Source organism: Vibrio sp. M250220 (assembly GCF_036533795.1).
In the GTDB taxonomy this organism is placed as follows: domain Bacteria; phylum Pseudomonadota; class Gammaproteobacteria; order Enterobacterales; family Vibrionaceae; genus Vibrio.
In genome coordinates, this window is the sequence record NZ_JATABI010000001.1 from 135,360 (window position 1) to 157,241 (window position 21,882).

Annotated in this window: 22 protein-coding genes, 2 tRNA genes and 1 pseudogene; 16 read left to right on the forward strand and 9 right to left on the reverse strand. The window is 44.8% G+C overall.

What is annotated here, in order from left to right; translation table 11 throughout:
- Positions 1-34 precede the first annotated feature (34 nt).
- The 13 genes from QTN94_RS00605 to QTN94_RS00665 all read left to right on the forward strand — a co-directional run bounded on the left by QTN94_RS00605 (position 35) and on the right by QTN94_RS00665 (position 12,488).
- Positions 35-1,240, forward strand: coding sequence for a glycosyltransferase (locus QTN94_RS00605; RefSeq protein ID WP_331426529.1), 1,206 nt, complete (start codon positions 35-37; stop codon positions 1,238-1,240).
- Positions 1,233-2,417: a glycosyltransferase family 4 protein gene (locus tag QTN94_RS00610; protein WP_331426530.1), complete on the forward strand. Its 1,185-nt coding sequence runs from the start codon at positions 1,233-1,235 to the stop codon at positions 2,415-2,417. Before QTN94_RS00605 ends, QTN94_RS00610 begins: the two co-directional genes overlap by 8 nt.
- A 23-nt stretch (positions 2,418-2,440) precedes the next feature.
- Positions 2,441-3,868: a lipopolysaccharide biosynthesis protein gene (locus QTN94_RS00615; RefSeq protein WP_331426531.1), complete on the forward strand. Its 1,428-nt coding sequence runs from the start codon at positions 2,441-2,443 to the stop codon at positions 3,866-3,868.
- A gap of 32 nt (positions 3,869-3,900) precedes the next feature.
- Positions 3,901-5,265 carry an O-antigen ligase family protein gene (locus QTN94_RS00620; RefSeq protein ID WP_443088772.1) on the forward strand — a complete coding sequence of 455 codons (1,365 nt, stop codon included), beginning with the start codon at positions 3,901-3,903 and terminating at the stop codon, positions 5,263-5,265.
- Positions 5,266-5,338: 73 nt separating this feature from the next.
- Positions 5,339-6,070: an acyltransferase gene (locus QTN94_RS00625; protein WP_331426533.1), complete on the forward strand. Its 732-nt coding sequence runs from the start codon at positions 5,339-5,341 to the stop codon at positions 6,068-6,070.
- Entirely contained in the window at positions 6,063-7,178 is a 1,116-nt protein-coding gene (locus QTN94_RS00630) for a glycosyltransferase (RefSeq protein ID WP_331426534.1), read from the forward strand. Before QTN94_RS00625 ends, QTN94_RS00630 begins: the two co-directional genes overlap by 8 nt.
- A complete protein-coding gene (locus tag QTN94_RS00635) occupies positions 7,175-8,611 on the forward strand; it encodes a GumC family protein (RefSeq protein WP_331426535.1) in 1,437 nt (478 codons plus the stop codon). The genes QTN94_RS00630 and QTN94_RS00635 overlap by 4 nt, the downstream gene beginning before the upstream one ends.
- Positions 8,612-8,744: 133 nt before the next feature.
- On the forward strand, positions 8,745-9,839 hold the full coding sequence (locus QTN94_RS00640; RefSeq protein ID WP_331426536.1) for a glycosyltransferase: 1,095 nt from the start codon (positions 8,745-8,747) through the stop codon (positions 9,837-9,839).
- Entirely contained in the window at positions 9,836-11,023 is a 1,188-nt protein-coding gene (locus QTN94_RS00645; RefSeq protein WP_331426537.1) for a glycosyltransferase family 2 protein, read from the forward strand. The genes QTN94_RS00640 and QTN94_RS00645 overlap by 4 nt, the downstream gene beginning before the upstream one ends.
- Before the next feature lie 9 nt (positions 11,024-11,032).
- A complete protein-coding gene (locus tag QTN94_RS00650) occupies positions 11,033-11,671 on the forward strand; it encodes a sugar transferase (protein ID WP_331416334.1) in 639 nt (212 codons plus the stop codon).
- A gap of 156 nt (positions 11,672-11,827) precedes the next feature.
- A tRNA-Val gene (locus tag QTN94_RS00655) sits at positions 11,828-11,904 on the forward strand.
- Between the two features lie 46 nt (positions 11,905-11,950).
- A tRNA-Val gene (locus QTN94_RS00660) sits at positions 11,951-12,027 on the forward strand.
- Between the two features lie 260 nt (positions 12,028-12,287).
- Positions 12,288-12,488 carry a DUF2986 domain-containing protein gene (locus QTN94_RS00665; RefSeq protein ID WP_331426538.1) on the forward strand — a complete coding sequence of 67 codons (201 nt, stop codon included), beginning with the start codon at positions 12,288-12,290 and terminating at the stop codon, positions 12,486-12,488.
- Positions 12,489-12,547: 59 nt separating this feature from the next.
- Here QTN94_RS00665 and QTN94_RS00670 read toward each other — a convergent pair whose 3' ends face one another.
- Positions 12,548-12,742: a hypothetical protein gene (locus QTN94_RS00670; protein ID WP_138970917.1), complete on the reverse strand. Its 195-nt coding sequence runs from the start codon at positions 12,740-12,742 to the stop codon at positions 12,548-12,550.
- Between the two features lie 70 nt (positions 12,743-12,812).
- On the opposite strand from QTN94_RS00670, the gene QTN94_RS00675 reads away from it, so the two are divergent.
- Positions 12,813-13,649, forward strand: coding sequence for an alpha/beta fold hydrolase (locus tag QTN94_RS00675; protein ID WP_331426539.1), 837 nt, complete (start codon positions 12,813-12,815; stop codon positions 13,647-13,649).
- Between the two features lie 88 nt (positions 13,650-13,737).
- On the opposite strand, the gene QTN94_RS00680 is transcribed toward QTN94_RS00675, so the two are convergent.
- From QTN94_RS00680 to QTN94_RS00690, 3 genes and pseudogenes are all read right to left on the reverse strand, one after another.
- On the reverse strand, positions 13,738-14,634 hold the full coding sequence (locus QTN94_RS00680) for a hypothetical protein (RefSeq protein WP_331426540.1): 897 nt from the start codon (positions 14,632-14,634) through the stop codon (positions 13,738-13,740).
- A 151-nt stretch (positions 14,635-14,785) separates the two neighbouring features.
- Positions 14,786-15,268: a LabA-like NYN domain-containing protein gene (locus tag QTN94_RS00685; RefSeq protein WP_138970915.1), complete on the reverse strand. Its 483-nt coding sequence runs from the start codon at positions 15,266-15,268 to the stop codon at positions 14,786-14,788.
- Between the two features lie 71 nt (positions 15,269-15,339).
- Positions 15,340-15,546, reverse strand: a pseudogene (locus tag QTN94_RS00690) (uroporphyrinogen-III C-methyltransferase); the annotation flags it as partial.
- A gap of 23 nt (positions 15,547-15,569) precedes the next feature.
- On the opposite strand from QTN94_RS00690, the gene QTN94_RS00695 reads away from it, so the two are divergent.
- Positions 15,570-16,553, forward strand: a complete 984-nt coding sequence (locus QTN94_RS00695) for a GGDEF domain-containing protein (RefSeq protein WP_331426541.1) — start codon at positions 15,570-15,572, stop codon at positions 16,551-16,553.
- Here QTN94_RS00695 and QTN94_RS00700 read toward each other — a convergent pair.
- The 5 genes from QTN94_RS00700 to QTN94_RS00720 form a co-directional block, all read right to left on the reverse strand.
- Positions 16,550-17,212: a DUF2726 domain-containing protein gene (locus QTN94_RS00700; RefSeq protein WP_331418261.1), complete on the reverse strand. Its 663-nt coding sequence runs from the start codon at positions 17,210-17,212 to the stop codon at positions 16,550-16,552. The genes QTN94_RS00695 and QTN94_RS00700 overlap by 4 nt on opposite strands.
- Before the next feature lie 84 nt (positions 17,213-17,296).
- On the reverse strand, positions 17,297-18,103 hold the full coding sequence (locus QTN94_RS00705; RefSeq protein WP_331426542.1) for a hypothetical protein: 807 nt from the start codon (positions 18,101-18,103) through the stop codon (positions 17,297-17,299).
- Positions 18,104-18,111: 8 nt separating this feature from the next.
- Positions 18,112-18,873, reverse strand: a complete 762-nt coding sequence (locus QTN94_RS00710) for a substrate-binding periplasmic protein (protein WP_331426543.1) — start codon at positions 18,871-18,873, stop codon at positions 18,112-18,114.
- A gap of 90 nt (positions 18,874-18,963) precedes the next feature.
- Positions 18,964-19,647: a response regulator gene (locus QTN94_RS00715; RefSeq protein ID WP_138970906.1), complete on the reverse strand. Its 684-nt coding sequence runs from the start codon at positions 19,645-19,647 to the stop codon at positions 18,964-18,966.
- The gene (locus tag QTN94_RS00720) at positions 19,644-21,263 is read right to left on the reverse strand and encodes a sensor histidine kinase (RefSeq protein ID WP_331426544.1); all 1,620 of its coding nucleotides are present in this window, start codon (positions 21,261-21,263) and stop codon (positions 19,644-19,646) included. The genes QTN94_RS00715 and QTN94_RS00720 overlap by 4 nt, the downstream gene beginning before the upstream one ends.
- Before the next feature lie 346 nt (positions 21,264-21,609).
- Here QTN94_RS00720 and QTN94_RS00725 point away from each other — a divergent pair, with 346 nt between their 5' ends.
- Positions 21,610-21,834 (forward strand): hypothetical protein, encoded by a 225-nt coding sequence (locus tag QTN94_RS00725; RefSeq protein ID WP_138970904.1) that lies wholly within the window; start codon positions 21,610-21,612, stop codon positions 21,832-21,834.
- Positions 21,835-21,882: the final 48 nt, after the last annotated feature.

A 21,882-nucleotide genomic window follows, 5' to 3' on the forward strand; every position in this document is an offset into this window, starting at 1 on the left:
ACCTTTATTCTTACGGCAGCAAAAGGGATTGGCTATGGCGAAAAAAATTCTGTTTGTACACTATGGTGATGACTGGATTCGTGGCAGTGAGCAATGCTTGCTCGATTTGATTAAGTTTCTAAATCCGACTCACTTCCAGCCCTTGGTGTGGACTAACAATCGTACATTGGCAGAGCAACTCGACCAACTCAACGTCACCACAGAACTGAGTCAATTTCGGTTGTTACTGGGATGGAAAGCCCCACGTTTCAATTTGATGAGCTGGATGGCGTTGGTAGAGCACGGTTGCGAGCTCATTGATCGAGAAAAGATCGACCTTATTCATGTCAATAGTGGCGCACCTTGTCAATGGATGGTGGTTGCGGCAAGGATCAAGAATATCCCTTTGGTCACTCAACTTCACTGCCCTTACCAGATCAGAGAGCGTCTTACCCTAGGTCTTCATCTATCGCCTCATATTATTTCGGTCAGCAAGTATGTTTCACAAGCTTTGATCAATGATGGCTATCCCGTTGAACGCGTTAACGTTGTGCACAACGGTATTGACACGCACGCTTTGTTAGCCCAATCCGAAGTTGATGTTCGACGTGAACTCGGTATTCCGCAACACGATTTTATTTTTGCCACTGTCGGCTCGTTAATTCACCGCAAAGGGATCGATCGAATTCTCACCGCACTTCGTCACGTAACCCTTGAATACCCCGATACACGTCTAGTGGTTATCGGCGATGGTCCTCTTAAAAATAAGCTTCAAGAGCAAGCTGAATACCTACATCTTGCGATGCAGGTACACTTTGTTGGTGAGCAAAGAAACGTTGTTGGCTGGCTTAAAGGTTGTGACGCTTTTATCAGTGGTGCACGCAGTGAAGCCTTTGGGTTAGTGGTTGCAGAAGCTGGATTGGCTAAACTGCCCATTGTCGCACCATTTGAAGGCGGTATTCCTGAGTTTATCAGCCACGGTAAAACCGGAGTGCTATATCCTAACCATGGAATTGGCCCAATCGCGAGTGCAATGCGGATTTTGATTAACAGTCCTAAGTTGTGCCATCGCATAGCTGCCAACGCCTACCGCCATATCATTAAAAGCCATGATTTATCGGTAACGTGTCCGCAGATTGAACAAGTTTACAACACCATTCTTGCGCAAAAAAATAATCAAGCACGCGGCCTATTCACCTCTCTTTCACCACTAAAGACCTACTTATCGAATCGCGTATCTTTAGGAGGCCAACATGGTTAAGTCTAATTTTACCTTGGTGTTTGACCCTATCCCGTTTAAAGGCGGTTCTAAAATCGCAACCAGCGATGCACTCAATATATGTCGAGTAAACGGGAATCAATTTGTTGTCTTGACCATCCAACCGGAATTTTGGCTCAACAGCGAGTTTTACGCCAAACATGATGTCATTATTACCCCTATTCGCGCTGTGTCGGCACTGATGAAAATTCATCAAGGGCCTTTATATTGGTTCAACCAACTCTATTTGCTGCTGCTCTTGTTTATGACTCTATTACGTTATCGCGGAATAACAAAAGTGGTTGGCGCATCTGGCCCGGGTATTGATATGGCGATTTATCTGCTTAGGCGTGTTGTTGTTTACGAAATCATCCAGTTCGTTCATGGTAGTGTTGGGCTTTCGCGCTCTATTGGGTACTGTTTGACTCAAGCCAATGCGGTATTTTACTTACCCTCAGCGAGAGAAAGCTTAAAAGCCGCGTTACAGAGTTACTTGCGCCACAAAACGAACATTGCGGATGCATCAGCGCTAGCGGAGTCTTATCTATGTGCTCAACATTACCACTCATTTGCCAATGGCTTACCTCAATCTAGATGGCCGACACCTTGCCAAACTCAGTTGCCAGTTTGCTTTTGGGCCGCATCGCTATTGAAATGGAAAGGTCTCGACCTCTTAGTCGACGCCATCAAACTCACCACCCATTATAGACCGATTGCGTTAAACATCTGTTTTATCCGTCCAGTCGATACCTGTTTACCCGTATCGAACGCGCCAATAAATCTAAGCAACACTCAGTGGTTTGAAGATCCACAAAACCTAGATGAGATACGCAGTCAATCCAATATATTTATCTCAACCAGTCAAAACGAACCTTTTGGACTTTCCATCCTTGAAGCGCTTGCCGCTGGCATGTGTGTGCTTATTCCTCAAGATGGCGCTTATTGGGACCAACAGCTGATTCATAACCACGACTGCATCAAGTACCAACCAGGCGATGTCGATTCGCTGGCGAATGCTTTGCTCTACGCCGTCAGTGATCAAGAGGTTTTTCATCGTTGTCGGCAAAACGCTCGTTTATTGGCCAAGCACTATCGTGCAGAGATTCGCTATAAGAAATTTGCTCAGTATATCAATGGCGATTTGGCACTGACCATGGCGCGTGTCATTCAGAATAGCTAAACAGTGCAAATCAGGAGATTGCTATGTCCAACGGTCATATAAAGAACATTAGTTTGTATGCTGTGAGCTTGTTTCTGATGAAAGGTGTCTCACTGTTTACCTTGCCGTTAATGGCTCACTACTTGTCACCAAACGAGCTAGGCCATCTTGAACTGTTGGGGATTACCACTGTATTTTTCAGCTTGGTTGTTGGATTGGCAATGCATGAAAATCTCTACCGATTTATTGGGCCAATCCGCCACGCTAGATTACGCAGAATAAAGGCAGCCAAGTTATATAGTGCGTCTCTATCCCTTTCTGTTTTTCTAAGCATCGTCGTCCTGTTTTTCTACATGGTTTCTCCTTTTAAACTCGATCTATTTGACACCAATCAGCTTGGTCTCATTCTGTTGGTGCTCTGCTACGAAGCGCCACTGGCGATATGTCTCGCTTGGTTACGTCTGCATAATCAGGCGGATCTATTTTTTAAAGTGTGTACAACAACAGTCGTGATTCAGGTTGCGTTACTGGTTGCCGTGCTAACCCATTCCCCTGACGTAACAACCATTTTCGCACTCAATGTACTCTGTACTTTTGCCCAGTTTCTCTTTCTTCACTTTTACCTACGATTCCCATTTCGCTTACCTAAAACCACTCATTTACGACAATACCTCTATTACTCGATGCCGTTAATGTTGTCAGCGGTTGTCGCGTTTGGTTTAAGCGGTGCCGAAAGATGGTTAATCGCAGGTGCGACTGATCTTGAAACGTTAGGCATGTATGCTATTGCCGCCAAATTCGCTTTAGGTGTCGGAATATTAATTCAACCTTTTCACATGTGGTGGATGCCAAAACGTTTCGAATCTATGCAAATACATGGTACTGACTACACAGCTAAAGTCACCCAGCGTGGCGTTTTACTTCTTTGTCTTATCGCCATCAGCGTCTCTTGGCTTAGTCAGATTTTCATCGAGTTGGCTCTCCCTGCTAACTACCAGCCAGCCATCGGCTACGTCAGCCTAACCATTATCATGATGCTGTTTAAGGAGTTAGTCGAATTGTGTAATTTTGGCGTTTTGTATCGTAAACAGACTCCGCAGTTACTCTACATTAATATTTTTGCGACGTTGGTGGCACTCGGCACATGCATTGTGACGCTTGAGCATGGGCTGTATGGAATCTTGCTATCACTGGTGATTGGTCAAGTGACTCGCTTCGTGCTGACCTTGTATCATAGCCAAAAACTCTTCTATCTTAACTATCAGTTATCAGCATTGACGGGTTTGGTGCTTTTAACCATTAGCTTCATTGTTACCAGCCGCTACCACCAACATTTAGAAGTATCAGTACTGATGTTAGTTCTTCAGCCGCTTGCTCTGATTGCTTACGCGATTCGCTGCCAATTAGTCACAATTATCTCAATTAAAACCGTGTTTATCGCAATGCAAACATACTTAGGTAAAACCCAATGAGCCGATACAAGCACATCAAAGCGATCATGTGGATGTCACTACTGTGCTTCACTCTTGCAGCAATATGGATGTTTGTCCCTCACCCTGCCATTGTGATTGTACTTTGCTTTGCTCCACTTGGCGTTCTGTTTGTGCTCAATCAGACATTTTGGCTAGTCAGCCTGTTCGTGTTGTTCTCATTTTTCCGAATTCACGAAGCGATACCAGCTCTCTATTCATTGAAGATTCCATTATTACTCTCTGTCGGCGCTTTGGCGGCTTTGATTTGGCACAGTTTGATTAGCAGACAACTGACCACCTTTTGGCACCCGAGCTTTACTTGGCTGGCCATTTTTTGGCTGCTTGTCATCATCGGTGCCATTTTGTCATCAAATCCTGGACTTGCTATTACCTATTTCAAAAATATTTACTGGAAAATCATCATCATGACTTTGGCGATAGCATGGTTGGTTAACAGTGAAGAATCCGTTAAAAGAATCGCTACGCTGATCATTTTAGCCGGGTCGTTAATCGCTGTCGTGGCGTTATCAAATTCGATCAATGGGGTCGGTCTGGTCGAAGGGACAAGGGTGACCATCGGCCGCGAACTCGGCTCAATGTTAGGCGACCCTAATGATCTCTCTCTGGTACTGATGTTTCCGCTCGCATTCGCGATTAGCTTCGCGACCACCAAACAATTAGGCTTTTCTCGCATTCTCGGCAGCATAGGTTTGGTCCTTGCTATGGCGGCAGTTATTGCAACTCAAAGTCGTGGTGGGTTGCTCGGTTCCCTCGCGGTGTTTGGTATCTTTGGTTTACGATTAGTTCGCTCGAAAACTCTGCTGATCATTATTGGTATCATCGCGATGATGATACTGTTCACAGTCGCTGGTATATCCGATCGCCAATCAGGTGGTGCCGCAGAACAGGGTATCGATGCCTCCGCAATGGGACGTTTATATGCATGGGAGGCGGCATTTAAGATGGCATTAGATCATCCACTAACGGGTGTTGGTCTGAATAACTTTTACGCCAATTATTTTTTCTACAGTCCACACTGGGATGGGCTCAACCATGCGGTTCATAGTACTTGGTTTGGTGTTTTAGCAGAAACGGGGTTTTTAGGATTGCTGGTTTTTATCATCATGATCGTATCGCTGATAAAAACGAGCCGAGCGACCATGACGATCTTAGACTCCAGCACCGAACCCGTTTCACCCTATCTAAAGGCGACCGCTTTATCAGTGTATGCCGGTATTATTGGTACCATTGTTTCCGGAACCTTTCTCACCCAAGGCTTTACGTGGCCAATTTATATCCTAGCCGCTTTGTGTATTGCGCTATCACGAATTAGCCAAAAGCATTCTCAATTTGAGAAAACACCTTCCCAATCAGAGAATAAATATTTAAACCACTGATTTTATTAACAATTAATTATGGCACGCTTAGTGTAATGATCCCTGCATAATTCAAATAATGTAGGGATAGATTATGTTGGCACAACGCATTAATCACTTTAAGGTGTGGCTTCAACACCACGAAAATCCGTCTTATCGCAAATTGTTTCTCATATTGAAAACAGTTCGAGCTTTCGATATTCCAACCCCACTGTGGTGGAACAGACTGTGTTACTTCTTGTATCAAGCTCTAACTGGTTTCTATCTCAGCCTTATACGCGTGATAATTCACACTCCTGCGTTCAAAGGCCGTCTCAAGCGGCATGGTAAGAGTCTCTATTTGTTTGGTGGTGTCCCTTTCATCTCTGGCCCGCTATCGATCACCATCGGCGATGATTGCCGTATTTCAGGTCAAACCACCTTCAGCGCCAGACCACAATCCAACAATCCGCAATTGCTTATCGGCAGCAATGTCGACATCGGTTGGCAAAGCACCATCGCCGTAGCTACACGCGTGGTCATTGGGGATAACGTCCGTATCGCTGGTCGAGCATTTCTGTTTGGTTATTCTGGCCATTCACTTGACCCAGAATTGCGGGCTCAAGGCCATGGTGATGAGTGCAGAGATATTGGCGATATCGTACTTGAGCACGATGTTTGGCTAGGCACCAATGTTACGGTATGCCCAAATGTCACTATTGGGCACGGCACTGTGGTTGGCACCGGTAGTGTAGTGACCAAAAGTCTCCCTCCCATGGTGGTTGCCGTAGGAAACCCAGCCAAAATTGTTCGCTACCTGAACAGTCAGGAGGTTGACCATGCGTGATTTAATTGTGTTTGGTGAAGATTTTGGTGGCCTGCCTTCGAGCACCCAACATTTAATCGTACGTTTAGCCAAACAAAGGAAGGTTCTCTGGGTCAATTCAATAGGATTGCGCCAACCTAGGTTGACTCGACATGATTTAAAGCGAGCCATCGCCAAACTGTTGGGTAAAAGTAAAGGGGGTTTCACTGTTGGTCACACCTTACCTGACAATATAACGGTGGTTAATTTACGCACCATTCCGGCACCGCGTTCTTATTTGGCTCGTCGCATTGCAAAAATGATGATCTGCATTCAACTGCTTCCCGTCATCAAGGCACTTAAACTCGACAACCCCATCCTGTGGAGCTCATTGCCAACCACCGCCGATCTTTGTGGCTCTCTGGGCGAATCTGCGGTGGTTTACTACTGCGGCGACGATTTTTCCTCCTTGGCAGGCGTAGATCACCGTGTTGTCGCACAGCATGAGCTGAAGTTGGTTGAACAAGCCGATTTAATACTCGCCGCCAGCGCGAAACTGCTGACCAAGTTTCCTCAAACTAAGACTCACTATCTACCGCATGGCGTCGATACCGCGCTGTTCAGCACACCGGCCGTTCGCGCAAAGGATCTACCGCCAAGACGACAACGAATCGCAGGCTTCTATGGCAGTATATCTAACTGGCTCGACTACCAACTGTTAGAACGAGTTTTTCGAGACAATCCCGACTGGCAGTTTGTGTTTATCGGTCCTCTTGAGCTCGACTACAACCCGCTACCTAAGCTTGATAATGTTCATTACCTCGGGCCTCGCCCACATCACCTCCTGCCCAGCTATAGCCAGCACTGGGACGTGAGCCTGTTGCCTTTTGTCGCTAATCAACAGATCAGATCCTGTAGTCCGTTGAAACTTCTCGAGTATCTAGCAGCAGGTAGCCGTGTGATCAGCACTCCGTTCCCTGCCCTGGTACCATATCAACAGCATGTTGACGTAATCACAAACTCGGAACAGTTTTCACTCGCACTTAAACGTGTTGCGATTCAGCAGCCACGTCTCGATGTTGTGAATATCAGCACCGAAAGTTGGGATGCTCGCACCAACAAACTTAACGCTATGTTGGAGGCTCTATGAACGACCTGAAACTTCGTCTCATCGTTATTCTCAATGGCGCGTGGCGACAAAGATATGTCATCGTCGTTCCTATGCTGATATTGCCATTTATCGGTTATTTCGTTGGCAAAATGGCTCCGACCAATTACGTTTCACATACCTCTATGCTGATACAAGAAACCGCAAAAATGAACCCTTTCTTAGAGGACATTGCTGTCTCTACCATGCTTAAAGAACGTCTGAATGCATTGAGTACTCTGTTGAAAAGTCGCCATGTTCTAACTGCGGTGGCCAACGAGCATGGATTGATCAACGATTCGATGTCAGATGCCCAAAAAGATCATGTCATCAACAAACTATCGAATAGTCTAACGGTCAGCCAACCAGGTAAGGATTTCTTACAAATATCTCTCACAGCGCTTTCACCGTCTGGTATGAAAGAGATGCTTGAATCAATCAGTGAGCATTTCATCGAACAGTTACTTGCGCCTGAGCGTTCATCAATTAAGGACTCGTCTGAATTCCTAGCAATACACATTGAAAAGCGTCGTGTGGAATTGGATCAAGCTGAGAATGAACTCGCAGACTTTAGAAACCGTTTTGCCTCCGTAACACCTGAAATGCAGACGCAATCGCTCGCTCGCTTAGCGGCACTAAAGCAAAGCTATGCGGAAAAAAGTGCAGAGCTTGCTGGTGTCGAACGCAGTTTAGGTTCGCTCGATCAACAGCTATCAAAAACCAATCCTGTGGTAGGTAAAATCGAAGATCAAATCATTGAAATCCGCAGTGAACTGACGTTGTTAAAAGCCAAATACACGGAAAGCCACAGCGCGGTGCAAGGTAAAGAGCGCGAGCTGCGCCGTCTTGAGAATGAAAGAACAATCTTACTGAAAATGGAGCAGCCAAACATCAGTAGTGATCAACTATGGGATATTGCCAGCAGTAGCCAATTGAGAGAACTGGGTGAGATTCAGCCTCTACTCGTCACCCAACTCCACAGTCTACAACTGGTGAGAGGACGTTATGAGTCTCTCAAAGAAGAAACAAAAAGCCTCAACAACATGATTGTTCAACTGGAACAAGAAGCGAATAAGTTTGGTGACAACGCAAAAACTATGCACCGTTTAGTTCGCAACGCGGAAATCAAACGTCAGCTTTATGATGAACTGCTTCAACGCTACGAAATGGCTCAATTGACAGGGTCACTCGGTGTTTTTGAGCAAAACAAAAGGGTTAAAATCATCGACCTTCCTTTTACACCCAGTCGCCCCGCTAACTTACCGATCATCATTTTTGTCATTGCAGGTTTTGTCGCAGGAACAGCACTCGGATCCGGTGTCGCGACATTAATCGAACTTTTCGATTCGTCGGTGCGCCGTAAATCAGAGATAGAGTCAATTACTAAAGCACCTTTGCTGACTCAACTTCCCAAAATCAAACCTTACCACTCATAGTGAAATGTAATTTGATTTTCACTATGAAAATCACGCAATAAAAGCAACTAACCATCTGATAAATAACAATTAAATAGTTGGCACATCCTATGCTAACTACTAGTAAGGTAATTAAATCATGTCAGGAGATAGCATGAATAACCATACCCAAAACGTCATTCATGTCGTTCAACATCTTGCCCCTGGAGGGCTCGAATCACTGGCACTCAACATGATGACGTTTTCCAACCCTGAGCACCATGTATTGATTGTTAGCCTAGAAGGTTCAAAGGAAGAGGCGATTTCTCACTGGCCTCGGTTAGGAGAAGTCGAAGATCACCTCGTGTTTCTTGATAAACCGGCAGGGTTCAGTTTTACGACATTACATCGTCTATATAAGCTATTTCGCACATTAAAACCGACCACTGTACACACTCACCATATTGGGCCAATCATTTACGGAGCGATTGCAGCACGTCTTGCTAACGTCAAAGCCCGCATCCACACCGAACACGATGCTTGGCACTTATCCAACCCAAAGCACTGTTCATTACAAAAATTGGCTCTCGCTATCGCCAAACCCTCTGTCGTCGCCGATGCGAAATTGGTGAGAGATCAATTACTTGAACGACTTAACTATCACGACGTATCTGTGATCAATAACGGCATTGATTGTCAGCGTTTTAAACCAGGATCAAAGCACCTCGCCCGTCAGGCACTAGGCCTTCCCCTTTCTTCGACCATCATTGGCAGTGCTGGACGCCTCGAACATGTTAAGGGTCACGACATACTGCTTGATGCCATGGTGTTGCTGCCCAATAACCTATATCTGGTGATTGCCGGAGCGGGTTCGCAAAAAGAGGCACTTGAACAACAAGCAGAGAGGCTCGGGATTAGCCAACGTGTAATTTTACTCGGCCTCGTCGACGACATGTGTCGCTTTTACCAATCTTTAGATCTGTTCTGCCTTCCATCTAGGAGTGAAGGCTACCCTCTTTCCACGCTTGAAGCACAAGCATGCGGCATTGTTACCGTTGCCTCCGATGTGGGTGCTTGCAGCGAAACCCTTTGTCCTATAACAGGTTCAGCGGTCGAAAGTAATAGCCCAAATGCACTGGCAGAGGCTCTATTAAATAACTTATTGGACAGACATCGTACGTACTCGCCAAGGGAGTTTGTTCTTAATAACAATGATATACGCCAAATGGTCAAAGCCTATGACCAACTAGCTGTGGAGAAAAGCGCATGATGGAACTTCTATTGAGCACTCTGTTTTTCATCTCGAGTAGTTTGATTATCTATCACCATGTCGGATATCCAGTATTACTCTCGTGGTATTCAAAACATCATCCGCTCAAGGCGATTAAACACGCTTCCCGAGGCTATAGACCAGTGACGAGTGACCAAGATTGTGCGTCGATCACTATTCTCGTGCCAGCCTATAACGAAGAACAGTGGATTGCAGATAAGATTCGCAATCTGTCGTCACTCGATTATCCTAAAAGTCGTTACAACGTGATTATCGCTTGCGATGGTTGCACAGACAACACCGCCTTAATTGCTGAGCAGACGATTCAAGAAGCTATCTGCGCTGATACACACTTTGAAATTCGTGTGTTTAACGAAAATCGCGGTAAAGTGTCCGTCATCAATCAACAAATGTCGACGATATCTACTGATATTACTGCGCTTAGCGACGTATCCGCCCTAATCTCTATTGATGCGTTGTGGTTAGCTAATCGTCATTTTCATGATTGCCAAGTTGGTGTTGTTAACGGTCACTACCAACTATTTAACCATCACAATGAAGGCGAGAATCGCTACTGGCAGTACCAAAGTAAAGTCAAAATGCATGAGGCCTCCCTAGGGTCTACGCTCGGTGCGCACGGCGCGTTTTATCTATTCCGTACCCATCTGTTTAAAAGCATGGGTACGGACACGATCAACGACGACTTCATCATTCCTATGGAGATTGTTCGCCAAGGTTACTTAGCCAAATATGAGCCCAGAATGGTGGCGTTGGAAATGGAAGCAACCAACCAACAAAATGACTACCACCGTCGATTAAGAATCTCCGCGGGTAACATGCAACAAGCGATACTATTGGCCGATATGTTTATGCCACGCTACCGTGGTGTCGCTTTTGCCTTTGCATCGGGAAAAGGCTTACGCCTGCTCACCCCTTACCTGCTGATTCTTTGCCTAATTTCGTCAATAGTATTGATGGATAACCCTCTATTTATGGCAGCCTTAACGGGGCAAATCGCCCTCTATTCTCTGGCGTTGCTCAGTTACTTCTTGCCCTACATATTCAGCCACAGAGTCTGCAAGTTGGTGCTCTATATTGTCGCAGGACACTGTGCAAACCTCATTGGTGGCTTACGTTACCTACTCGGTCTTGAATCAGGAAAATGGTCTCGTGTAGACCAATAAGGATATATTATGAGCAATGTATCAACACACATGTCAATCTGGTTAGCTAAACGCCTTTTTGATCTATTTGGTGCGATCTTTGGTTTACTCCTTTTATCGCCTTTTATCCCCTTCATTGCAGTGGCAATAAAAGTCAGCTCACCGGGTCCCGTTTTCTACAAACAACTTCGTGTTGGTAAATCGACTCCTGAAAAAATGGTCTTCTTTGAAATCATTAAGTTTCGCACCATGTATCAGGACGCAGAGCAACGAACTGGGGCTGTTTGGGCAACAGAAAACGACCCAAGAATTACGCCTGTTGGTCGTTTTCTGCGTAAAACGCGCCTAGATGAAATCCCCCAGCTGTTTAACGTGGTTGTTGGAGATATGTCTTTGATAGGCCCAAGACCGGAACGTCCAAGTTTTTACAACAAGCTGGAAGCAGCCATTCCCTATTTCGCTGACCGAACCTATGGCGTGATGCCAGGTATTACCGGATTGGCTCAGGTTAACCAAGGTTATGACACTTGTATTGATGATGTGCGTAGGAAAGTCGGGTACGACCACAGTTACGCGTTGTCACTCTGTTCGATGAAATCTTGGTTAGCAATGGACATGAGTATTATCACAAAAACCATCATTGTTATGTTTGATGGCCGAGGACGATAGTCGTTGCATGTGTGTGATTTAATGCACATTTTCGTATCTGATGCGGATAAAACTACGACAATTCGCTTAGATATAAAGCAAACGAGCTAAAATCGATAAAAATGCTCTTGCACGATCGAATAACTCTCGGTAACATCCGTCTCGTTCTTAAGGAATGGGTCCGTAGCTCAGTTGGTTAGAGTACTACCTTGACATGGTAGGGGTCACCAGTTCGAATCTGGTCGGACCCACCATCCCTGAAACGCATAGTTATTCAAATAGCAATGCCGAGAACAACCTGGATCCGTAGCTCAGTTGGTTAGAGTACCGCCTTGACATGGCGGGGGTCGGCGATTCGAGTTCGCCCGGATCCACCAAATTTAGTTCTTAGGAACAAAACGCAAAGCCCGCTTAATGCGGGCTTTGTTGTATTTCACGTTTCTACTTTATCTTGAATCAAAATTATTTGTCATTTTGACTTTCATTTAGCTACCCATTTGGGGTCGGTTCCAAAACTCACACCACTGAAAGTTCTCCTAGTGGAACCGCGCTAGAGCACAAATAGCCAAACTGATATTGGTGATTTGTGTTCAGATTTTTGATAGGATCGGCGCCTTATTCAGGACCGAGCGATACCATGAACCGTAAAAAGAAGATCAATAGTATCTTAAAAGCTAAACAGAAAAAGATGAACGCTAAGCTGCACAAAAGCAATAAGCCTCGCTACATTTCTAAAGCAGAGCGCGCTAAGCTAGAAGCAGAAGAGGCAAACCTCAACAATGAAGAGGCGTTGGTCGAGCAAGAATCAGCGGCAAGCGAACAACACGCTCAACACTAATTTCCAAATAGAAAAGCCAGTGGGGTTTACCCAACTGGCTTTTTTGTGGTTCCCTTTGGTCACTGACCCGCTTCATAGCCACCATCAAACGAAACCAACTTGATTTCCAGTTTAGCTCCGAAGTAGCGAAGTGCTAACTTGGGGTCTTGGTTGTCAGTGACTTTCTTTCCTAGCGCTTCCAACAGCTCAGCCATAAAATCTTTAACTGGTTGTTCCGCATCAGCCAAATGCTGTTCTAGAGTATGATTATTCATTAGATTCCTAGCCATAACGTTATCAATCAATCGTTTATAGTTAAGTCCTTATTCAACCGAGGACATTAAAATGGAAACTATAAAAACGATCTTAAATGGCAATCACTACCGCTATTCGTTTCACCACTGTGAAGGTTCAGACCAATACGCTATTTTTCTTTTAGGCGCGTTACAGGACATAGAAAGTGTCCACAGTTTCTCGACCTTCTTTGCGACAAAATTGAACTGTATAACCATTGAGGTTCCTGGAACCGGTCATACAGAAAATCTTGAATCGACAGTCAGTATACGTTCACAAGCGATTATGTTGCGCGATTTTATCGAGTATTTAGGGGTTAAAAATGCCCATATTATTGGCTTTTCTTATGCTACAGCTGTTGCGGTAGAACTGTGCGACATATGGCCGCATGTGCTGTCGATGTCGATTTGTGGAGGCGTCCCAGGCATCCCTTCGTCGGGACGTCTTGCGACTAAGAAAATGATCGCGGCTGCGATGGACAACCCAACGAGCTTTGCGCAGTCATTTACTGAGTCTTTGACTGTAAACAACAGCGATATTCCACGTAACAAAGCCATCATTAAGGCGACAGTCAGGAGCATCACTAATATGTCACAACAGCGTATTGACGTGTTCTTTGAGAACTCCGTTAGATTGCTGGTTCATACACCGTCCAATGTGACCAATATCTCTGTACCATGCACAATATGTGTTGGTGAGTTTGATCCATATGTCACGAAGGAAACCGCTCAATCCTTTGCAAACCAACTCAAAAATGGTCGCCTTGTGGTGATAAAAAACGCCGACCATTTAGTCCATTTGCAATATCCCGACAAGGTTGCCGCTCTAATGTTAGCCCAAGCGAATTCAGCGATAGCGCTCGATCAAGCTCTGTTAGCATTAACCTAAATAACTAGTGAACATTGTTGTTTTTTAGTGAGATATAATCAACTCAAGGCTCTGCGCAATTTGAGTTGATTATTTCCACTTGAAGGAACTAGATCACATTTTTTATATAGATCTTTGATAGTGTGGTCAGTATTTCTACTGCACGCTTCTTACATTCACCCTTTAAATAACGCAATGCTTCTACGATCAGTGCGTCACGCAAATGCTGGATTTGACGTAATTGATGAAATTGTGGGAATAAACGCATTTCACTGGTGAAATTTACGTGCGAGTTAAGTTCAAAACCCAGTTTGACCCTAAATCCTATCGCGACCGAAAAATCTCTTACTTTATTCACATCTTCAAGTTGCTGATATTGATACTCTGAAAGGCCTAAAACTCGCGAGATGACATCAATAGGAATTTGGTGTTCTAAGCGAAAACGTTTAACTGTAATCGCAACTGAGCGGTAGTAGTCGATCGCAAAGGCATTAATATCTAACACTGGCGGCGGCAACAACTCATTGTAGTTAATATCAGGATCGCTCTGAGATTCAACGTCAGCACGAAAAGATCGAAACTGTTGCTTATTCTCCTCACTCATCATATTCGTCACGAGATCGAGGTAAAGGTGAAATTGTTCGGCTGGAAGTCGACCAATGCAGTACAAAGCTTCGATGGCTTTGTCATCCATTCCTCGGTAATGCTCTTTCATTTTGAGGGCAAGATAAAAGCTGGTCATCGGAACCATCATGACCCACGACATTGCTGCCACGACATGGATTGGTCTGATAGAGTGATAGCTTTGCTGCATGTAACGCTTTAGAGTCGAGCCATTGATACCTGTTGTTCGCTGCTCTAAGTCGCGAAATGACATCCCTTGAGCACGTCGAATAAAGGACATAGACACAGCCATATCCGTATCAATGGTTTTCAGTAGTGTATCTAACGTTTCGATCTTTTGTTCTGAAACGCTGATTGTGACCTGATCCGCTCGATTTAACATACAACAAAACCTAACTAAAACAATGAATAAGCTACCTACAGTTGAGTCGGTAACTCTACCATAATCTGTGCAAACCTTGAACAATCAGTCGCAACCAGTGGGTAGGATATTGAACCACCCATCATCTTGTTTCAGCATGCCAGTTTGGTTGTCAGTTACGTGTGATAATTAGATTTCTATCGATAGCGATATAGCGGTCAGCGGCATCAATAAGTGATTGCGCGGTAAGTCCTGGTACGCCAAAAACGTCTACTTTCGTCGCAAATCGAGTCTGAATTCTATCCACCAACACGTCGAAGTCACCATCACCAGTCAGCAGAATAACGCGATCTACTTGCGATGCCGTCTCATAAACATCCAGTGCTAATCCAACGTCCCAGTCCCCTTTCGCACTGCCATCATTTCTTTGGATAAAGGGTTTGAGTTTAACGTTAAAGCCAATGCCACGGAGAATATGATGAAACTGACGCTGTTTGGGATCATGTGAAGCAATGGCATAGGCATTTGCTGCAATCACCTCTCTACCTTCTGTGGCGATATACCAAAACTGGTTGTAATCAAAATTGGCGCGATATTTATCTCGCGTGGTGTAGTAGATGTTTTGAACGTCTACGAATATAGCCACTTTTTCCATAGATACTTTTGAGCTTAGAATGATGCCCTGACTCTAACAGAATCAGGGCATCAGTGCAGCAGTCATCACGGCTAGTTGTACCATTTCAGTTTGTCGTGCAAAGACGTAACACTGCCCACGACAATCAGTGCGGGGCTCACTGCTTGCTCTGCCAGCGATGCTAAATCTTTGAGCGGCCCAGTAAAGACTCGCTGTTCGCGGCGCGTGCCATTTTCAATTATTGCGCAGGACATCTGCTCATCTAAACCCGTTTCGAGCAGCTTCGCGGCAATTGCGTCGAGCTGTGTTATTTTGGCTCAGTATGCTTTTGGCCGTCATGTCTGCCTTTTTAACTGTCGTTAATATCGCTTCTGGCACCTATAGTTTTCATCATTACAATGAAGCGTCTTTTGGTGTTCTATCTCTTGTTGTTGGTTACTTCACCTATCGCAAATATACCTCAAAGCCACTTGTTACCGCTTATGTTTATTGCTTGATTGCCTCAACCTCAATTGCAACTTATTACTATCCCATTAAGTACGGGGTTTTCCTTTGGGCTTGTTTGTTCCCTGTCGTCTTTTACCTAATCCTTGGTCGTCGCTATGGCTTTCTCGCCACTGGTGTTGGCTTTATAACTCAGTTAGCCATTGTACTGCATCGTATTATGGGCGAGGATGTGATCAGCTCGATTCATTTGGTACTTAACTTCTCTTTAGTGTTTCTCGCGATATGGGTAACCGCACACGTGCTTGAGGTTAAGCGAAGAGTCTCTGAAGCATCTTTATGGCAACTCGCCTCACGTGATGCTCTGACTGGCGTTTACAACCGCCACGCACTCTCGCACAACTTTGAACGGTATCGCAATGAAAGTAGAAAGTTACCTATGTCTCTGCTTGTCTTAGACTTGGACTTTTTAAAATCAGTGAATGATCGCTATGGTCATGATGTGGGTGACAAAGTGTTGATGCAAACCGCCGCCTTACTCGATTCACTGAGTGACGTACATCTGGTCTATCGCATTGGGGGAGAAGAGTTTTGCGTCGCTTTGCACGACACGGGATTGGATTTGGCAAAAATGAAAGCGGAACAAATTCGTAATGCCATCGAATGTTATTGCTTTAATACACCAGCAGAACCGATTGCGCTGACCGCCAGCATTGGTGTTTACCTATGTAACCACTATGCCAACTTAGAATCTGTTCTCAGAGAAGCAGATAAAGAACTCTATCACGCTAAAAAGAATGGCCGCAATCAGGTAAAAGTTTGCAACCTTTCTCCTTCTAAACTCAGTTTTTTACAGCCCTAATTCTGCTGTCCCTCTTCGAATACAACATTATAATTTTCAGTGTACGTACAATGTGGTTGACGGCTACAGGTGAAAAAACGTCGACCTTTGTGTTCACCCTGGCTGGCGGTCTTAATCACCATTGGACTTCCGCAACGTTTACAAAAACGAACCTCTTTTTCGGGTTCAATCAGATCAATATGTGCCGCAAGTAATCGGCGCAATCTACTCACCTGATAGCTATGTTTGATGTTGGCGCCAATCAGAGGGATCCCAGCCGACTTACACACATGCATCAGGAGCTTTTGCCGTTCAACCTTACCTTTATCCAACTCTTTACCATTGTCTAATTCAATAACGACACGAACTTCAAGAGTGCGAGGATCGCACACAACGTAGTCAAAATAGCTTTTAGCGATGCGATTGTTGGCAATAAACCACTGTTTCTTGTCCGTCGCCAATGGGGCGATCACATTGGACAAGTTCACTTTGCTCATCACCACTCCATGCTGCCCTACTGCCGTAATCAATGCGTTGTAAAACGCCGACTCTTGTCCTGTAAGAAGTGGGCCTTTCTTTTTATACGAGCAGTCTTTTAGCTCATCTTGTTTAAGATAACGCTTTTGTATAACGACGAAGAAAATGACCAATATGGCAACAACTATGAAAACGCTTTCCATCTGGTTTCTGCTAACCCTATATAAAGTGGATATTTATTTTTGATATTTAATTATTCGATATTATACCCAGACAGCAATAAGTGGTTAACGTTTTTGAGAGGCAGAGGCAGGTAGGGCTAACTTTATGACTACTCTTTGCTCTGGTTTGATTTGTTTAATATCTTCGCCCCAATATTTTTCAACTAGGCGATCTATCAAACCACTGCGTTTGGCATTGAGTAATGCCTGTTCAATCTTATGACGATATGGTGCCATATTAGGCGAGAGATAGAACTTAAAGTCGCGCTCGTAAACGAGTATTAGACGTTGCTCTATTGCAAGGTGGGGGTTTTGCTGCGACTCCGTAACGATCTCATTCAAACCACGAGGAAAGTAGTTCACCTTACCGTCGGTGGTGAGGAGGTTGTACAAAACTCGCCATTCACCATCCTGAAGGTAGACGTTGAGACCATTGTTCTGCCATACCTTGGCATCATACCAATTGATCCCCATACCGGCGACCTTATCAATGCCTTGTAGCTCTTCGAGTGAGGTCACCTTATCAAATACTGGCTGTAGTTTAGGCGGAATTAGCAGCACTCGCTTGCCAATCAACCCATTCGTTAAGGGCACATCAACTGCGATATAACGACGATCTCGCTCCGCCGTACTGATTAGCCAAGTCATACTTAACTGGTTGGCTTCCACCATCTTAAGCACCCGCTTTTGCGGGATATGTTCACTGGGCTCTTCAATGAAAACTTCAAAACCCGCATTGCTCAGCGCTTCATAAAGAAGTTCATGGTAATACCTATGCCCGCCATCAATTTGCGAGGCTAGAGTGAGCGTGATAGTTTCTTTTGCCCAAGTCAACGGCGCAAGAGCGCATAACAGTACAACGAATAATTTCATATCATCGCCTAACGGTATTTGTCTAAGATTTCTTGATAGCGGCTTACACCACTTTCACCCACTGTTTTTTTCAACGCATCGACTCCCTTTTGCAATTGAGACACAAGTTTTCTGTCCACTTCCAGATTAAATGCAAAATAGAGTTCACCTTCACGAAGTGCGTGTACCACTTCATATTCCTCGGTGCTGTAACCCGCGCTCTTTAGCCACCATTTGGCAACGTTCTCTTCATAGGCCCATAAATCAATGCGATCTTTGGCTAGTTGACTCGCCAGCATATCCGGTACTGAGCTTTCAATCATGGAATCACGCGGTACACCCAACTCCAACAGCAGCTGTTCACCCACATCATCTCGGATGACCCCTATGCGATATTGAGCTAACGCTATGGTTTGGTTGATGACGATATTGCGTGAGCGTTTTGCTAATACCACAATCCTCGTCGTGCTTATGGGTCCAGCCCATTGGAAGATATGCTCTCGCAATTTGGTTCGCGTGGTTGAGAAAAGGACAGTATTAGGTTTAATCAATGCAGTGCGATAAGCCCTTGGCCAAGGCTGAACCTGAATCGCCTCAAGACCAACAGGACTTTCAATATGAGCGCTCGCGGCAGCCAACACATCAACGGCAATACCTTGTACTACGCCATCGTTCTGATAATTGTAAGGAGGATACTGTTCGGTGAGATAGTTCAATTGATTGAGCTCTCTACCGTTTACGCTAATAGCGAGAAAGGACATACCCATCAAAAAACATGTCAAAAGTCGCATATACGACCCCTACAAATTAATAACAATCTACTTATTAATGTAGAGGTCTATAACGATTCCGTCTAGGAAACACCCAATTCAGTAGAGCCTCTAATTGGCTTTTTTGTAGGTGCGCTCTGGTCGACCAACTGAACCATAGTTGAGATCCGCCTCTAGTTCACCTGTACTAATCAGGTACTCCAAATAGCGTCTCGCAGTGGTGCGACTCGCACCAATCTGTTCCCCAGCTTCATCCGCAGTAAGATGAACATGTTCAACAAATAGCGTTTTGATTTTTTCGAGCGTTACCCCATCAATCCCCTTGGGTAAACGATTCTTAGGCGACTCGTTGGAAGGTGTCGATTGGAGCATCTTATCCACGATGTTTTGGTCCAAGTCACTTGCGTGATTCAACTGATGCTTCTGCGAAATGTATTTCTTGAGTGCCACTTCAAGTCTCGGAAATACGACCGGTTTGAGCAAGTAGTCGACCACGCCCCCACGCATCGCCTGTTGTAACGTTTCAACGTCGCGTGCAGCGGTAATCAGAATGACATCACAGCTTAAATGGTTGCTGCGTAGTTCATGTAAAATCTCTAACCCAGTACCGTCGGGAAGGTAAACATCTAACAACAATAAGTCAGGCGCTAATACCTCTAACTGAAGACCCGCTTCTCGCTTTGTCGTTGCAATGCCAATTACTTCATAGCCATCCATCTGCTCTAAGTAGCGTTGATGGAGTTGCGCTATCGCGAGATCGTCTTCGATGATCATTACTCGCGTTACTGAGGTCATATCTGTTCTTCCTTAGGTAGGTACACCGTGATCCTTGCTCCATGTTGCTTATTGTTGACCATTTCCAACTCGCCGTGATAACGAATTGCGAGTTCATTGATGAGATATAAGCCCACTCCTCGTGTTGCCTTATCTTTACTCGAGACGCCCAGTCTTACCAATGATTCTACACTCATGTTTTCAGGCAACCCACATCCTTGGTCGATTACCTCTAAAATCACTTCATTACCAAAGTCACTAATTGAGACTTCAATCGTACGTCGATGGGGGGCAAATAAGGTCTCTTTCGTTATCGCTTCACGCGTCGCATCGAATGCATTGTCGATTAAATTACCAAGAATCGTGACCAGATCTTCTGGGTTAATTCGTTTTGGTAAAGGTTCGAGACGAGAGCCTTCTTCAACCACTAAACGCAGACCAAGCTCTCTTGCACGTTCAGTTTTGCCTAATAACATACCCGCAATCAGAGGCTCTTTGACTGTTTCTCGCAAAAACTCGATCAATGCTTGATAGTGCTCAGTTTCCTGACCGATCAAATATTGCACGGCTTCCAGCTCTCCCATCTGAACCATGCCGCTAATCGTATTGAGCTTATTTCGATGCTCATGAGTCTGAGAGCGCAACATTTCTGCATACTCTTTGGTCTTAGCCAATTGCTCAGTCAATTCGGTCAGGTCGTCTCTCAAGCGAAAACTCGACACCGCCCCCACCACTTTGCCATCAACAATGATTGGACTTCGGTTGGCAATCAAACGCTGCTTGTTGAGGTAGAGGTTAATATCATGGTCTGTACGAGCTGTTTGCAACACGGTTTGCAAGTCACTGCCTGGGAGTACTTCACTTAATGGCTGGTTAAGCGACTGCTCTTTGCTGAGGCCTAATATTTGGCACGCACTCTTATTGATAGACCGCAACTTGCCCTTATCATCAATGGTTAGAATTCCCTCTTTAAGGGTTTCGAGAGTAACATCAAGCTCAACATACAACCGCCCAATTTCTTCGGGCTCAAAGCCTAAAATCGCACGCTGAAAGCGACGTGACGCATAGCTCGAAACAATCGCATTGGCGCCAACAACAGCAAATGCCATCAGGATCAGGTAAATCAAAAACGGTTCTATTCGGTCTTGTAGTCTGTCGATTAGATAACCGACTGAGACGACACCGATGATTTGTCCTTGCGCATTGAATACTGCCGACTTTCCTCGGACGGAATAACCAAGCGAGCCTTTAGCGATCGAAACGTAAGATTGTCCATCGATCAGAGCTCGATCGTTATCCCCGCCTTTCATTGGTTTACCAATTCGCTCATCCAACGGATGCACTAAACGGACACCTTCGTTGTTACCGACAACAATAAAAGCAGCACCAATTAAGGTCGTCAGCGTTCGATAGCGTTCCTGACTTTCTTCGTCTGGGCCATTTTCGATCATTTCAATTACGTAAGGAGATTCGGCAAGAAATGAAGCAATTCCCAACGCTTTCTGCCCCATCTCATCTTCTTGGGCATGCTTAATATAGACAAAGCCAGCTGCAACGAGTAACAGCAACTCGATTAAGCCAGATAGCGTCATAATAATCAGCATTCGTTTACGAAAACTGATGCTACTCCATTTCATAAATACTCCTTTTTACACCTAAAGGATAACATTTGGATAACAAGCCAACGATTGGAGGATGAGTAATATGTGAAGCCCACAAAGATAAAATATTGACAGTGGTTATAAAGCCACCAAGCCGCATAAAGAAAACGTTTGCCCTGGGGTTGTTAGGCATTTTTTAAATATGAAATTGGTATAATATTGATCTAGATCATGAATATTCATGGTCATTCTTTACGCAATGCAGTCAGATTTTTCGTATAATTGTTGAGCACAGCCATTGTGCAAAACGTTAGTTTGGGCAGCCAAATTTCACATAAATACTACAACTATTTTGGCTGAAGGTATGACAGAGGAAAAGGCGATGAAAAGGGATATTTTCGGCATTTGTTTATCAAGAAGTATGCTCTCCAACAACCTAGCGAGCACGTTTACTCATGTCAGGGCTTACCAAAAGTCAGATCAAGGCGAGGATGTGACGGTGATGCATGCTTATCCACAAATGTCCGGGCAGGAGCTATTGACCAATTTGAAACAGTCCGAACGCTTATTGTGGCGTGCTGAGTTTGTCTGCTCCAACAACAAATAGCCTCATTCGTTGATAAGGAAAAGGGAAGCATTGCGCTTCCCTTTTTTG